Below are 16,102 nucleotides of genomic sequence, written 5' to 3' on the forward strand. Positions count from 1 at the left end.
TATCTTCGTTACTTTCCTAAGAGGAGATTGATGACGATGAGTGCAACGCAAGGCCAGCCGGAACAGCATGAATTCAGTGCAGAGGTGGGGCGTCTGCTCGATCTTGTCGTGCATGCGCTTTATTCGGATCGAGAAATTTTTCTGCGTGAACTTGTTGCGAACGCAGCCGACGCAACAGACAAGCGCCGCTTTGAAGGGCTGACGAACTCTGCTCTTGCTCTTCCCGAAAATGCGTCAATTCGTATTGCCCCGGAAAAAGACAAGAAAGAGTTGGTCATTTCCGACGACGGTGTGGGAATGACGCATGATGAACTGGCTCAAAATCTAGGTACGATTGCCCGTTCAGGCACACGCGCTTTTGGTGAAAAACTGAATGCTGCCAAAGCTGAAGATCGCCCAAGTCTGATTGGTCAGTTTGGTGTCGGGTTCTACGCAGCGTTCATGGTTGCCGACAGGGTGGATGTAACGTCCCGCAAGGCTGGGGCAGACGAGGCCTGGACTTGGTCTTCAGATGGGAAGGGCGCTTTTACCCTCACGCCTTCCACTCGCTCTACGCCTGGCACTGACATTGTTCTGCACATGAAAAGTGATGCGGAAGACTTTCTGGACAGCTGGCGTCTTCGGTCAATTATTCGCAAATGGGCTGACCATATTTCCTGGCCAATCACTCTGCGTGAGGTCAATGAGGATGGAACAGTCGAAGAGAAAGCTGCCAACGAAGGAACAGCTTTGTGGCGCAAGCCTAAGGCCGAAATTGCCCCTGAACAGTACACGGAATTCTACAGGCACATTGCGCGTGCTTTTGATGAACCTTATGCAACAATGCATTGGCATGCAGAAGGTACGACAGAATTCACAGCCCTTCTGTTTCTTCCCAGCGCTCGACCCTTTGATTTCATGGAGCAGTCTCGGGAGAGCAAGATCCACCTTCATGTTCGCCGCATGTTCATCACAGATGAGGCAGATTTGCTTCCCAACTGGATGCGCTTTGTTCAGGGTGTAGTGGATACAGAAGATCTGCCGCTTAATGTGTCTCGTGAGATGTTACAGGCGACACCAGTTCTTGCTCGTATCCGCAAGGCGGTCACGAAACGCGTTCTGACGGAGATTAAAACCCGAGCCAAGGACGCAGATGCTGGATTTAATGCATTCTGGGAAAACTTTGGGGCGGTTCTCAAGGAAGGTTTGTGGGAAGATAGCGAGCACCGTCAGGAAATTGCCGGTTTCGCCCGTTTCCATACAACCCATGGTGACGATCTAACGACGCTTGATGACTATATCTCGCGTATGAAGGACGGACAGGACGTTATCTACTTCCTCACAGGTGACAACCTTGACGCTCTGAAGGCATCTGCACAGCTGGAAGGCTTCCATGCCCGGGGCTTGGAGGTTCTTCTTCTCTCTGATCCAGTAGATGCTTTCTGGCCAGAGCGGCTTCATTCATACAACGACAAAACTTTGCGGTCAGTCGTCTACTCTCATGGAGATCTTGAGAAGTTCTCGACAGACAATGAGGAAACAGTCGAGGCAGCTAACGTAGACACCTTGGTTCCTACGTTGAAAGAGGCTTTGGGCGATGCAGTGAAAGATGTCCGGAGTACGGTTCGCCTGACGAATAGTGCGGTCGTGATTACGTCTGAGGGAGGCCCGGACTTGGCCATGCAGCGGCTGATGCGCCGATCAGGACAGGCTCTTCCGGAAACGCTCCCAATTCTGGAAATTAACCCTCGCCATCCGCTGATTAAAGCCTTGGCTCAGCGCGTTGAAAAGAAGGAAAGCATTCAAGATCTTGCACGCGTGCTGTTGGATCTTGCGCGTGTTCAGGAGGGCGAGCCCCTACCAGATCCGACTGGGTTTGCTCGGTTGCTTGCAGGTTTGCTTGTCGGGGCTGCTACTGCCTAACAAGTCGCTTTTCGTCGATTTAAGAAAAAAAGCGGAAGAGTAATCTTCCGCTTTTTTTTGAGGATGCTGAGGTAGCGAACGAAACTCTAGCCGGCTAATTTTTTCTGACGAAGTTCTCGGGGCGAAAGACCAAACTTTTGACGGAAACGCCTTGAAAAATGAGCTGCATTTCTAAAGCCATGTTTTGCAGCGATTTCGGCAATGGCCATAGATGTGAATTCAGCCGATTGTAGGTCCTTATAAATTCTTTCCAGTCTCCTACTTAAAATCCAGCCTGAAACAGCTCCTGGTTCTCCATCAAAAAGCAAATAAAGCGCTCTGGAGGAAATACCGTAGGCATTGGCAATGCTTTTTGGGGTTAAATCAGGCTCATGCAATCGGCTTTCAATATAAGATCGGATATGTTTTTGACGGTGTTTACGTCGACCTGCAACGCTTAACTCCAGGCCGAGAGAATCCAAGAGTGTTGTAATTAAAAGATCTGTCAGGTGTTTGAATAAACGTGTTCGCGTTTGAGAAGGGCTGGCTTCCAAGGCACCATCAAGAATTAGTTCACAGCAGGTGAGAAGAAAGCGACCTGGGCCTGACTGGGTTTCAAAATGAACGACAGGAAGGCCAGATAGGACAGGAAGGTGATTAAGCAGACCGCTCTGTGTTACAGATATAAGAATACTGTCGTTAGTCAGAAGATTTTCGTGACCTAAAGCAGGCTTTTCAGAATGATAATTTCTATTGAACTGTTCACGGTTAATATACAGGTTTCCACCAGCATATCGTGAGATTGTAAAGAGAGCTCTTTCTTCATTGAAGTAGTGGAGAAAGCTCTCGATGGTTTCATGAGAGGCTCCTTGTCGTCTTTGGACGACCGGCTGCAGCCCTTGGGATGGAGTAGCAAGCGCCGCAAGCGGAATAATGCGAGCAGGCAGCTCTGGTGAAGGCCCTTTTTGGGTCATGGCAGAAACTCTATGGAGCCTCCAGAAGAAAACAGAATGGTCTGCTATAACGAAATTACTCAGTCATAGGAATGGAAATATAGAATTTCGTTATATGTCTGAGAAAAACCTTTAAAACAAAATATTAAAATATAATTTAAATTTTTTATTTTAAAGGTGAGTAATATGACCAAAATTTTTTGCAATATCTGCAATATGTGCATGGTGTGTGAAAAATAATATCTGAGTTCGTTTTGATATTGAAGAAAGAAGTTCTAATCCGGAAAGAGACCTTTCTTCGTCGAATGTTATAAAAAGATCATCTGCGATAAAGGGAAGCTGAATTCCACGATCGAGAGATTGTTCGACCGAGGCAAGTCGTAACGCCAGATAAAGTTGATCTCTTGTACCTTCACTCATGGAGTGTACGGGAACAAGAGAGGATTTGTCTGGAAGAAGGCCGGACAAGGTCAAATTGTCCGTTCCTGTATCTTCTAAAGCAATTCCTGCATATCGATGTCGTGTGAGGTGCGAAAACATGCTCCCTGCTTTCTCCAGTAAAGGACCATGAGTTTCCTGGCGCTGTTTTTCCACGAGACGGCGTAACATCAGGCTTTGAAGGCGAAGTGAAACATATCGCGCTGCACGATCGTTCAGCTCTGCTTCGATTTCCTGTATCCGCTCGGCAGTTTCGTGGGCACCGCCCTTATTTTCCAAGGATGTCAAAATTTGCCGAGCATCCCAGAGCCGCTTTTCAATTTCCGAGTGTTTTTGCTTTAGCATAAGACTTTGCTGCTCAAGTGCGTCAGATTCCCTTTCAAGGGTCTCAGGATCAGACTTCTTTGCTTCTAACAGAAGGGCCTCAAGAGCCCGGCCGTTACCCGCGGAAAGAATAATAGTATTCAGCTCATCACGGCGTTGAAGCAGAGTGGCGCGATGCCTAAGTTCTGCAGCGACATTATGGAGACCGTCACTGTATGAAATACCAAGTTTCATTAATATGGGAGCTAGGCTTTGCCGCAATGAGGCGAGCTTTATAGTTGTGGCTTCGAGAGTTTCCAGGAGTGTTGCTCTTTGGGTTATGAATTCTTGACGTTTGTGTTCAGCCTCTTCGGACTGTTGAAGTGAGGTGCATAAATTTTCCAACGAGTTCTTGTTATGCTTTTCAAGCATGGAATTGAGAGAAGTTTTAAATTCCAGAATATCCGCGTAATTTTTATGGTGTTCTTTCTTTTCGTTTTCCAAACGGATTTGTATTGATCGCGCCTCTTGCACATCAACAAGATCAATATGCCCGGCCCCAGCAGGATAATGGCAAGAGGCACAAGCTGTTTCCCATAAAACTTGCCATGCGGCCAAATTATGTTTGAGCGTCTCGAGTTGACGTTCTTCAGCTGCGATAGCAGTTTGCAGTCTTTCTTGGGCCTGTTTTTTTTCTAGTGCACTCCTTAAATGAGCCTCATATTCATCCTGAATATTTTGAGCATGCTGGAGGCAGAGAACAAAATTATCAGTCTGAGCCTCCTGTAGATAAGGTGATAACTGTTCTAGTGCAGAACGTTTTTGCTGCTGTTTTTTCTGAAAAGATTCTGCAATTTGTTCCTGATGCTTTGATTTGGAAAGAGCATCAATTCTAGCGTCACACCAGCTCAGAAACTCTTTAGGTGGAAGTGCGGGCAGTCCAAGATATTTTAACTTTTCAAACCAAGTGTTTTGGCGAGAAATTTGTTGTGATTTAACAAAGAGGATATTTTGCTCAGCCTGAGCAGCTTCAATTTTAATGCTGCTAATATGATGGCTAAGATCGTTCAGTCGAGCCGATTGCTCAGCATGAGCATGGCGCCGATCTGCAAGAATATCTGTATTTTTTAGCAGAATGAAAAATGCATTTAAAACAGATGGATCCGGATATTTCTCTGCTTGTAAAATACCCTGAATGTTGCACCAGGTCGCATCGCGGAGATCTCGTGCATTTGAAAGAGCTTCTGTGGAAACAGCATCTCCAGATTTTTCCAAAACATCGCGATCAAAGTTTTTCTTCGAAAGCGCTTCTTGGAGTTTTAGAAGAAGGCTATTTTCCTGAAGAAATTTCTCCTCAAGGTCACGCCATTTAAGATACTCTTCGTCAATAATCTCTTTTTCCAGAACAGGCAGACCATCCAGCGCCGCCCAACGGTTTTCAGCACTGGCTGACCAAGGAAGCAGACGATCAAATGCTGCATTAGTGTCGTGAATGGCTGTTTTCAGATCCTTCTTTAATTTTTCAATTTCATCATCAATTCCAGCCAGACCTCTTGCATAGTTCAGATTGGTTTTTAATCGCTCGAAATCGGCCGTAGAAACGGTTTTCCGCTCGTCAGAAGAAAAATTAGAAGATCGTATTAGATCAAACTCTTGGCGTAATTTTTTCAAACGATCTTTTATTTCATGCTCAAGGGTAAGATAATTTTCTCGCTCCTGAAGCTTTTTATTTAAGTCGTCCAGCGCGCCTGTATCAGGAAGGCGATTGGGCGTTGCGCAATGTCGTGCCCAAAACTGCTCCATCCAAATTTCGTCATTACGAATTCGATCTAACCTTAGTTTCGTATCGAATTCGATTTTATCTATAAAATCATTCTTATTGGTTAATGATAATATCTGGTTTGCATCATCTAAGATTTTGTTCCTGGGGGCGGACGCATTTATATGTGCCGATATCGACCCCAATTTTGATTTTGTTGCGGCTTCAATGGTTGTCTCTGTTTTTATTTCTGAAAGAATAACTTCAAAATTGTCGCATTCAGAGAAGGAAAATTCAGGAAGCCCTGATTGCGAAAGTTGTAATTGCAGATCCATAAGCTGAAGATAGGGAATGCTGATATTTCTGGCTCGAGAGTTTTCTCGCTGTCGCACGACAAGGCGTTGTTGTTCAGCATTACATTCAGAAAGAGCTTTCTCCTCTTTTTCCTGTATTTCGCGGGCAACAGTTAAATCATGAGGGAGGACTGCGGTATTTCTTAGAGTTTTATTCAGCTCTGAAAGGTCACGCTTTGCTTTCAGAATGGCAGATGTACTGCTTCCCTTTCGCCATTGAGAGTTCATTTCTTTTTCGAGAGAAGTTATCAGGCCGCCCAAACCGCCGACGCCCAGACCCGCGGAAAGAATTTGCAGGCCTGCATCGTCCTTAAGGCGGCGCATTTCTTCACCGCCTTCACGAAGGCGACGATGGTCAAGAGCCCATCCGGTTTCGAAGCTTTTAGCGTCCAGGTCTCCCATCCATTGTCTCAGCAGCTCGTCACTTTTAGGGGTGGCGTCATCGGAGGCGTAGAAGGTCTGTGTGCGGGCTCTACGGCGTATGCCCTCCAGTACCGCTCCATTGTGACTCACCTGTCCACCAACTCGTAGAAGGGGGGCCGCACTTATCCAGTCTGCACTGATGTGATGAGGGAATTGAAAGAGAAAGTCCCTGATAGCTGCAAGCATCGTGGATTTTCCGGCTTCATTGTGTCCATGAATGACGTGAAAATCCCCTTCCGATTTTGGGAAGGTAATAGTGCGGTCTTGAAAGCCGCCATATCTGAACAGGTCAAGACGATCAAACCGCATTAGCTTGCGCTCCCCATCAGTCGTGCGCGCAAGGCAGAACTTGCTTCTTCCAGCGGCCAACTATTTTCATCAGCCATCAAAGCACTTCTCTCGACACATCCAGGAAGCGCGGAGAAGAACATCTCAAAGTCATCAGAAAGCGTTGCTATAAACTCGGGATCGCTCATGAGCTCCGACAAAGCCGCATCTAGATCATGGAGTGTATTTGTAGAGGGCGGAGAGGTTGTCTTGTTCCGGAGCTTCTCCAACGCGATCTGGTTCTGACCGGTATCCAGAGAGACAGCAACACTCCTTAAATCGTCTTGCCAACAGGTGGATGCACAGAGGCTGTCATGCAGAGTGGTTGTTCCCGTTAGCGTCACACGTGCGATAACGGTAAGTCCGTCGGCCTGAGCCAGAGCTTGCTCCATACGGAGCCTCGCGGCATGCATGACGTCATCCAGGTCATGCATGTCAGCTGTATCTATGACGATATGGCTCCAGCGTATGACGTCACAGGCAACTGGTGTGACAGACTGAACGATGTTGTTTTCGACGCTGACGAGCATTGCGCCACAAGCGCCTGTCTCCCGAATGTGTCGACCTTGAAGAACCCCAGGGAACACGATCCATGGATGATGACAAACAATCTGCCGGGCGTGAACATGTCCCAGAGCCCAATAGTCATAGTGCTTCGACGCCAGCGTTTCGACGGAGCAGGGCGCATAGGTTTCATGTTCGCCGTAGCCCGAAAGGGAGGTATGGAGAACACCAATATTGAACCATCCGGAAACAGGTTCAGGGTATGTCGGCGTCATGTCTTTTCGAACGTGTCTGTCACGAAAGCTCTGACCGTGCAGGGCGACCTGGATGTCTTCCAGTCGTATGGTTTCAGGAGCATCGTAACTGAAGTGATCAATACCAGCCGGTCGAGGAAGCTCACGTGCGATGACGGACTGAGCGTCATGATTGCCCGAAAGAGTAATCACTCGAATTCCAGCATGCACGAGGCGACTAAGAGATTTCATCATGTAGAGGCCGGTACTGGCGTCCTGCCAGCTTCCATCGTACAGATCGCCCGCAAGGATCAGGAAATTGACCTTTTCCTCGATGGCAATATCGATGAGACGATCCAGGGCTCGTCGTGTTGCATTCCGGATTTCTTCCAGTGGAAGACCCTCATAACGGCTTAGTCCTTTAAGGGGGCTATCGAGATGGATGTCGGCGGCGTGGAGGAAGCGGAAGCTGGACATGCTGACACTCTAACGCGAGAGCTGAAACGAGCGAAGAGTGTTTTGGAAGATGGCCTTGACGAAGCGAGACAACCCACCTTATGCCGGATCGATGGATAGTTGGACAGCCTACGGTACTGCACCTCGTGAAGTGATTGCTGGAGGAGGACAACGGCCTGCTCCCAAGCATCAGTTCTCTCTTGTGACCACAGTACGTTGGGAAACACCCTATATTTTAGAGTGGCTTACCTATCATTTTTCGATAGGATTTGAGCACGTCTACATATACTGCAATGATGACGACCCAAAAGAACTCTATAACGAAGTTCTTCCTTTAACTGTTGGCCCAAACCCTAAAGTGACCTTTGTCCATTATGGGGTTGTCGGTGCCCAGTTTCAGATGTTTTTTCATTATTTACGCCACTACTCGACTGAAACAGAGTGGCATATGTTCCTGGATGTCGATGAGTTTTTGTGTCTGAGAGATTGCGACAACATCGAAAAATTCCTTGGAAAATTCCCGCAAAACGATGCTCTTTATTTCAACTGGTCATTTTTTGGCAATAATGGGCATAAAATTCGACCTAAAGGTTTCGTTCTAACCAATTATACTCGCCGCGAGAATGGAGCGACCCCATTTACGAAAATCCTCGTAAGGTCAGCGGCGGTTCCTTACCAGGTTATTTTTGAAAACCCGCATGAAGCAATTCACCATAATCTTCTCACGGTAGCACCGGATCTCAGAGCAACGAATGTTCTGGGAGAGACGATGCTTGGCTACTATGAAAATTTTCCAGAAAACGCGTGGACGTATCTTAAGGAAAACGAGCGAAATCATAGTATAATGGATATCGCTTTTATTGCTCATTATAATATAAAATCTGAGCAGGACTTTGAAATCCGTGCAAAGCGGAGTGTTGTCGGGAATTTCAGTGGTCAAAATACCTGGAAGTTAATGACGCAGTCAGAGCGCGAAAATTTCTTTTCGATGACAAATGCTGTTCATGACACTTATCTGGCTGATTACTGGAAGAAATTGTCTGATGCGGAGGTAACCTGCGTTTTCCCGATTTCAACGTGGCCGCTTGTGTCAGAAGGATGCTCCGCTACGCAGTCTTCAGCACTTTTGAACATCTCGCCCGAAGATGATGCCGAGGGCCCACTTTCAGGACAAATCGGTAATTTCCCTGCGCACCATACTACTGAAGAAAAAGACCCGTGGTGGCAGGTCGATCTTCAGGAAGAAGTAAGTGTTCACGAAGTGCGGTTGTTTAATCGACTTGATACTGCATTGGAGCGTGCAAACAATCTGAAAATCTCTGTTTCAGTTGATGGAGAGGCTTGGGTCGTAGTCCATCGTAAGGAAGACGGACAGATTTTCGGTGGTGCCGACGGAAGCCCCTACATTTGGGTGACCCCAGAAGGTATCCGGGCAAGATTTGTAAGGATTACAATCCTCGGTGAAAAAACATACCTGCATTTCAGTCAGATTCAGGTTTACGGTCTGCCTGACTGAAGAGGGCGACTATGTTTTTAGTGATTGGCGAGATACTGCGTCACGATAACTGGCAAATTCTGTTGTAGCTTGTCAGTCGAAGCTGTTTCCTCATTGCGAAGCCGCTCCAGAAGAGATAGGTCGCTGCTGAAACCCAAGCGGTCTGCAAGGATCGCCAGCATATTCAAAGATGCGATCTGATGAGCGCGGTAACTGACGTCGGTGAGCACGTTCTTGAGGAGATTACTTTCCTCTCCAGTGCTCAACAAACTGGAAACAGTGCTGAGAATGGAAGATACGGTCTCATGCGCTGCGGGCGTTTGCCGACCATGTCGGCTCAGAAGGACCGCGATGTCGCTGACATGTTTTCGACGCAGGATAAGGTCCTGTTCCATCTGGGCGCTCACACTTCCATAACGCTCGCAGAATGGAAGCTCTGAAAGAACGGTCTCGATAGCTTTGGTCTCGATTGCCAAGTGGTCTTGCAACCGCTCCAGATAAATATCCAGTGCAGTTGTTTCTGTAGACTTTGTTCTGCTAGCCATAGGCTTCCTCCAGCGCCAAGAAAATAAAAACAAGGCATTATATTTAATTAAAATATAGAATTTGTCAAATAAATACTGTAATATATGTGGGCTTATATGATTATGTTTTATATAAATAATAACAAAATTCTTCTAGTTTTCCATTGGATATAGATCTAATATTATCAAAATTCATGTTGAATTTTATTGATTCTAATAGAATATTATTCATGTATATCGATATATTTTCCCATTTATTGAATAATTGTGCTTCTCTAATGTTAAATAAAAAACCATTTTGAGAAATTTTCGAAAATTCGTAAATCGGAATAAATATATTTTTATTAACGGTGTTCATAAGAAATATATTAAATATTATTCTTGATACCCTTCCATTTCCGTCTTGAAATGGATGAATGCTAAGAAGCATTGATAATATGGTGCACGATGATAGCAGTGCACCATATTTTTCCTTATTTTTTATAACAAACAATAATTTCTCTATACCAAAATTTATATATTTCTGGTTGGGATAAGCTACAAAATTTCCATATCGATCTGGAGTTACTATTACTTCTTTTTCCCGAATAAAAACGGGATTTCCCAATAAATCAGAAGAGATTTCTTTTATATATTTTAAGAAACTCTCTACAGAGCGAATACTATTAAAGAACGAGCGTTTGTATTTTATGCACATTTTATATTCTTCAATAGAAGAGCGGCTGCACTTAATGCCGTCATTGCCTAGCGGCTGTAGTTTTCCAGATAATCTATGAAATAAAGCTTCCCTCGTTATCTTATTTGCAAAAAAAGAAAGATCATTTTTTATGTAAAAAAGTATTAAAATAACGTCTATTTTTGAATAATTAATTGTTAGATAAATAAATTTTTTCTGCTCTTCTTGTAAGGAAAGCATAGAGTCTGGAGTCGGCATTTGAGGTAGAGGCATTCTAATGCCCTTTTTTAATCCTGTTGGGCTTCTCCAAACAATATGCTCCATTTTTTTCACCATTTATGTTGTAATAAAGACCATGAATTTGCTACGCTCTGGGAAAGAGTATATAAATCTGATGTAGATCCTGCATATTGCGAGTGGAGACTATTTGCTGAAAATGTAGCAAGGTCTTGAGCATATGCTTGTACTGCATGGCCTAAGTCTGAAAATCCCCACGAAAAGCTATCTGAATTTCCTTGAATATATCCAACAACACTTACACCCGTAAGTTGATTTCCGTTATAATTTCCATCTGGAATAGGAATTACAATGGTTTCCGTGGATTTTCCTGAAGATTCACTATAATTCATTTTGTCGTCAATCAATTGCCCGTCAAAATAAACATTCTGAGGTGTGCTAACACCAGGCTTATTGCTGTACGTGGCGTCCGTATACATGAAGCCAACTTCCATTACCATGGTATTACCCGGGCTGTAAGCTTGAGCAAACTGAATTTGAGGGGCGTTTGATGATCCGCTATCAGGGCTCCCTAAATCAACAGGTCCGTCAGGAGGACTGAAACTATCTGAGAGTCCTGCAGTATCGGAGTATAGAGAAACTCCGAACGTTAGGATTTTATCAGAATCTGGAATATTGTTTCGCATCTGTTTCTCCTGTTAATTAAATTAACAGGAGAAACAGTCTGACTTGCCATATGAAAAGTCAAGAAAATAAGTATCGAATATGCGCGTAGTACATATCTGAAAATAGTATTTTATGTAGAAAATAGGGGACAGTCCTTATACCAGAGACTGGCATGAGGACTGTACGAAGCGATATCTGGTCGGAAGATCAGAAACCGGCGCTGACGCTCGCAATAGCAGAGAACGGAGCTGCGATGGCGTAGGTCGGAGTAGATCCGCTGATTTTCTTGCCGAAAATACCGGTTTGCTGAGTCGCGTTGGTCTGAATGCCCTTCACGAAGCCCAGATAAGCGTGGTCCGACAGATTGGAGAAGTTGATCCGAACGTTTGGAGCCTGAAGAAAACCAAGGTTCTGGAAGCGGTAACCAATGTTGGCGTTCATAAGAACATAGCCAGGAATGGACTGGTCATTCATGAACGTGGAATATTGGCGGGAAACATATTTCAGGTTGTAGCCACCAAACAGATGACCATCGTCGTAGTCGAGGTTAAAGCCTACCTGGAACTTCGGCGTTTCAGGGGCAAATTTGCCCTTGGTGTGTAGATAATCAATTCCGGTGCCGCTGCCTGCCTGGAGATTGCTACCAAGACGGGCATCAACGTATTCAAACGAGACGTATGGGCGGAAATAACGGAAGACGGGACGAGTTCCGATTTCAGCATCTACGCCGTTTGTCGTCTGACCGCCCGCATTGATATTAGTTGTGTAATAATTGTTACAAGCAGCGTCCATGCACTGGCTGGTGGACATCAGGCGGTTCGTGAAGTCGTAGTGGAAATAAGTGATCGAACCCATGATGGTCTTACCGGTATAACGGTAACCAACTTCTTCAGAAATGGAGATTTCCGGGTTCTGATTTGTGTTGGCATGCGTCGCGTAACCGGAACCCGTGTAATAAGCACCCGCATCGTACAGGGAGTAGTTGGTCGGCATGCGGAAGTTCGTGGCGCCGGAAACGAAGATCTGGTTTTCCGGATTGATCTGATAGCGGATCGCTACAGTTGGCAACGGCTCAGCATAGGTCTTGCTGGTGTTTCGGCCAGTGGAGGTGTCCGGCAGCATATTGGTGCCGCTACGCAGAACAATGGCGTATTTGAATCCAGCATCAATTGTCAGCTTGTTGTTCAGCAACGACAATGTGTCACCAATAAACATGGTGTGCACGCGTGTCTGCGTGAGGGTATTGCGGTACATGTAAGTCTGTCCGTTACCCAAGACAACGTTTGCTGAACTACCCCAGATATCCCACGGATTTCCATCTGCACCGACGCCGGTGTAGGGACCTTGCTGAGCCTGCTTGGCGTATTCAAACCAGTAACCAACCATCAGGCGGTTTTGACCGGTGGTCAGTGTCAGCTTCGTAACTGCACCCGGACGATAGGTTTTCGTAATGGACGGATTGTAAAGAACGCGCTTGCTGGTCACGCCGTTCAGGCTGCCTGTTGTAGCCTGCGATCCGTAAGACAGTTTGTTCATGTCCGTCAGATATGCGCTACCACCGCTACCATCACCGTACCAGAAATACGGGGTTTCCGTCAGAACAAGGTTGTCTGCCAGTTTGAAGGTAGATGGGGCACTTGCATAAATGTTGGTGAACGGGTTCTGGTGCAGCTTGTAATATGATGTGCCGCTGTCAGAAGCATTGGGATTGTAAGTGGAATTCCACACCGTATTGGAGATGCTCTGGCCGGCTGCATTCTTGCCAGGTGCGACGTAACGGTCCTTGACCCCGCGGCCGTAGGCATCCCAGGATGCTTTGCTCACGCTAGGCGTCAGATAGTTGTATAGACGGTTGCCAACGATTGCGAGAGAGACGCGGTTACCGTCGCCCCAGTCATTCACAATCTTGGTTTCTGCGTGCAGCTTGCGGTTTGTTGCGTCGCTGTTGTTGACGCCTTCCGTGGCATAAGAGCCGGAGAAGTAGGCACGCAGATTGGTGTTACCAATCTTGCCCGTGTCGAGACGCAGGAAGCCACGGGTATAATCGTAGGAACCATAGCTGACGCCCAGACGGCCGCCTGCTTTCATCTGAGGATCGATCATGTACATGTCGACCACACCGCCCGTTGAGCTGATATGCGGGCTGTCGAGATCTGCCGAACCCTGTGCGACGCGAACCGTACGCAGGTTTTCGGAGTCCACGATTTCCTGAGAATAGACTGCGAAGTTTCCGATATCGTTAATCGGGAAGCCTTCAAGTGTGAAACCGATCTGTGACTGGTCCAGACCACGCATGCTCATGGAGCTGCCTGTCAGACCTGCCGGATCAGTCGAAGAGACGTTCGCACCCGGCAGCAGGGCAATCAGCTGCATCGGGTCAGCGCCCGGAACCTGCTTCTCGATGAAGTCACGTGAGACAGCCGACACAGACTTTGCGCTGTCCTGCTTCTCCATCAGACCGCCGCCAACGGCACGACGTGTTACGCCGTCGAAAGAATGCCGACCGCTGACAGAGACATGCTCTTCATGCACGTCCGTCGGAGCAGTATTACCCATCATGGATGGGGCGGCTATTTCCGTCTTCGGATGAGCCTTTTGATTTGGATGTTTCGTATCTGAAACAGGCGCTGCAAATGCTGGCAATGTGCCAAATGCGATCAGCGCTGAGGTCGAGAGGAGGCGTGTAAGGCGCATCGTCTGTGGGGTCTTTCTCGGCCAGGTGGGTTTGGTTCGGCCGAGAAAGACCATGGTTTGCAGTGATCTTCAATCAGATCATGTAAGTCACACTATGACATTTAGGGTGTATGGTAATTTCGCAACAACACAGTCTTTCCGGGGCTATTTATAGAGCGATAGCTGTATGCTTTGTGACAGTTTAGAGAAAAGGGTCCTATTTTTCCCTTTGTCTATTCTTGGCGTTACGGGCGCAGCGCTTCATCCTGCTGGTAGAGCTTGCGGATTCTGCGAGCTTGTAGTGCCGTAACTTCGATTGCGTGCGGGTTCTGATTCAGGTGTGGGATGACGTGGCCCCGCATGGCTGGAACGAGTTCGGGCAGTTGCGCAATTTGTTCCATAGGAAACAGGTTATCCACCTCAAGCTGTCCGTCCTTTCCGCAAATGTACCAGGCCTGCGGGCGGAAGACGTGGTCTACGTCATATGGGGATGACTGGCTTTCCACGTGTGTGATGGCATCGTCCAGCGTGTGGAATGAGCGGTAAAGTGCATTTACAGAAGGGTGGATTTTGACTGTCGAAGTGCCGCCTTTTCTTGCGAACGCCCAGGCGGAAACAAATCGCTCTACCGGATCACGCCAAATGGCAAAGCTCGGCAGTTCCTTGGACAGCTCCGGTGTGACGTGGCGATAGTATCGAAACGTCTGATGCATCATGGAACAGCCGTAAAGCTGGTTACAGATGGATGTTCCGCCATTTTTGGGAACATGAATAAACAGTGCACCAGCACTTCGAATACATTCCAGACGTTTCAAGCGCTTTTTGCCCAAGGGCAGGTGCAGATGAAGTTCAGCAGCCCGTTCGTGAATATCATTGAATTGCTGAACGCGGAAAAGTCGGCAGAGAAGTGATTGTGGAATGCCGTCTGGTACAGGCCTGAGTACCGACGATTCAGGAATTTTTTCCTGAACCAGGGTCGAGTATGACGGCATATTCTGTAGCTCCGGTTTTCAAACTGGGGCCACACTGGTCTACGAACCCAAGGGGGTCAAAGACCACCTCGTGACAAAAAGAAACCTCTTTAACAGCTTTGACATGAAGCTCAGGAATGAGGCTTTGAATGCGTTTCCAAGCCTATGCGTTTTCCATAATGACGCGCCAGAAGCGTGCAGGTGAAAAGCTGGATCTGGTGATAGATCATGAGGGGCAGAACAATGATGCCTACCGAGGCAGAGGGAAAGATAACGCTTGCCATCGGAACACCAGAGGCCAGCGATTTTTTTGAACCACAGAACTGAAGCGCGATGCTGTTTTCCGTGGACTGGTTCATGCCCTTGCCCATGAAGTGCGAGGCCACCAGCACCAGCGCGAGCATGAGGCTGTCCAGCAGCGCCACCTCAAGCAAATGAAGCGGTGAAACGCGGTGCCAGATGCCTTCGACAACGGCTGAACTGAACGCGGTGTAGACGACCACGACGATGGAGCCACGATCTGTGAACGAGATCAGGAATTTGTGGCGTTTGACAATCGGGCCAATCCATTTCTGAAGGATCTGTCCGAGAATGAACGGAAGAAGCAGTTCCTTGGCAACGTCCAGAACGCTCTCAAGGGGTGAATGACCTGCACCAACGTGACCAAGGACAATGCCTGTCAGAAGAGGGGTCAATGCAATGCCTGCAATATTCGACACAGTGGCTGCGCAGATGGCCGCAGGAACATTGCCGCGTGCAATCGAAGTCAGGGCAATTGAGGACTGAACGGTTGAAGGCAGGCAGCAAAGAAAAAGAATGCCAGCCCACAGATCTTCCCCGAACAGAGCATTCGGGAACAAATTGCGGAAGAGCAGATGCAGCCCGATGCCAAGAAGCGGGAAGAGAGCAAATGTGCAGAGCAGCACTGTTCCCTGAAGACGCCAGTCGCGCACGCTTTCGATAATGGCATGGCGTTCAAGTTTGGCCCCCTGGAAGAAGAACATCAGGGTGATGAGAACCGTGACGACCTGCTGCAGGATATGTTGCATTTCCCCGCGGCAGGGCAGGACGGAGGCCAGGACGATCGCGCAGATCAGGGCTATCAGGAAAGGGTCTAAGCGCTTCATGACGTCCTTATGTGCGTATTCGCAACGGACATGCAATGTCCTTCCTCTTTTTGAAGACGGGCGCTTTCCTGAAAGGCTTCCGGGCTAAGCATCCTCCTGTATG

At 47.3% G+C, this 16,102-nt stretch carries 11 protein-coding genes; 2 read left to right on the forward strand and 9 right to left on the reverse strand.

Annotated elements, in window-relative coordinates; genetic code table 11:
- The first annotated feature begins 36 nt into the window (after nucleotides 1–36).
- Nucleotides 37–1,902 (forward strand): molecular chaperone HtpG, encoded by a 1,866-nt coding sequence (gene htpG, locus KP705_RS08335; protein WP_215764298.1) that lies wholly within the window; start codon nucleotides 37–39, stop codon nucleotides 1,900–1,902.
- 86 nt (nucleotides 1,903–1,988) lie between these two features.
- On the opposite strand, the gene KP705_RS08340 is transcribed toward htpG, so the two are convergent.
- From KP705_RS08340 to KP705_RS08350, 3 genes are all read right to left on the reverse strand, one after another.
- On the reverse strand, nucleotides 1,989–2,855 hold the full coding sequence (locus KP705_RS08340) for a helix-turn-helix domain-containing protein (RefSeq protein ID WP_046900432.1): 867 nt from the start codon (nucleotides 2,853–2,855) through the stop codon (nucleotides 1,989–1,991).
- Nucleotides 2,856–3,005: 150 nt separating this feature from the next.
- On the reverse strand, nucleotides 3,006–6,419 hold the full coding sequence (locus KP705_RS08345) for an AAA family ATPase (RefSeq protein WP_046900433.1): 3,414 nt from the start codon (nucleotides 6,417–6,419) through the stop codon (nucleotides 3,006–3,008).
- Nucleotides 6,419–7,651 carry a DNA repair exonuclease gene (locus KP705_RS08350; RefSeq protein WP_046900434.1) on the reverse strand — a complete coding sequence of 411 codons (1,233 nt, stop codon included), beginning with the start codon at nucleotides 7,649–7,651 and terminating at the stop codon, nucleotides 6,419–6,421. Before KP705_RS08350 ends, KP705_RS08345 begins: the two co-directional genes overlap by 1 nt.
- A gap of 49 nt (nucleotides 7,652–7,700) precedes the next feature.
- On the opposite strand from KP705_RS08350, the gene KP705_RS08355 reads away from it, so the two are divergent.
- The gene (locus KP705_RS08355) at nucleotides 7,701–9,146 is read left to right on the forward strand and encodes a discoidin domain-containing protein (RefSeq protein WP_252348302.1); all 1,446 of its coding nucleotides are present in this window, start codon (nucleotides 7,701–7,703) and stop codon (nucleotides 9,144–9,146) included.
- A gap of 17 nt (nucleotides 9,147–9,163) precedes the next feature.
- Here KP705_RS08355 and KP705_RS08360 read toward each other — a convergent pair whose 3' ends face one another.
- The 6 genes from KP705_RS08360 to KP705_RS08385 form a co-directional block, all read right to left on the reverse strand.
- Nucleotides 9,164–9,670, reverse strand: coding sequence for a DUF892 family protein (locus tag KP705_RS08360; protein ID WP_215764299.1), 507 nt, complete (start codon nucleotides 9,668–9,670; stop codon nucleotides 9,164–9,166).
- 100 nt (nucleotides 9,671–9,770) lie between these two features.
- Complete coding sequence (locus KP705_RS08365) at nucleotides 9,771–10,649, reverse strand: Fic family protein (protein ID WP_215764300.1); 879 nt, start codon at nucleotides 10,647–10,649, stop codon at nucleotides 9,771–9,773.
- A gap of 5 nt (nucleotides 10,650–10,654) precedes the next feature.
- Entirely contained in the window at nucleotides 10,655–11,248 is a 594-nt protein-coding gene (locus KP705_RS08370; RefSeq protein WP_215764301.1) for a hypothetical protein, read from the reverse strand.
- A 187-nt stretch (nucleotides 11,249–11,435) separates the two neighbouring features.
- On the reverse strand, nucleotides 11,436–13,922 hold the full coding sequence (locus KP705_RS08375; protein ID WP_064275197.1) for a TonB-dependent receptor: 2,487 nt from the start codon (nucleotides 13,920–13,922) through the stop codon (nucleotides 11,436–11,438).
- A gap of 224 nt (nucleotides 13,923–14,146) precedes the next feature.
- A complete protein-coding gene (locus KP705_RS08380) occupies nucleotides 14,147–14,893 on the reverse strand; it encodes a sulfotransferase family 2 domain-containing protein (protein ID WP_211500330.1) in 747 nt (248 codons plus the stop codon).
- A 110-nt stretch (nucleotides 14,894–15,003) separates the two neighbouring features.
- Entirely contained in the window at nucleotides 15,004–15,999 is a 996-nt protein-coding gene (locus tag KP705_RS08385) for a bile acid:sodium symporter family protein (protein WP_046900955.1), read from the reverse strand.
- Between the last annotated feature and the right edge of the window lie 103 nt (nucleotides 16,000–16,102).

Origin of the sequence: Gluconobacter sp. P1D12_c, assembly GCF_018812105.1 — a bacterium.
Taxonomy (GTDB): domain Bacteria; phylum Pseudomonadota; class Alphaproteobacteria; order Acetobacterales; family Acetobacteraceae; genus Gluconobacter; species Gluconobacter oxydans_A.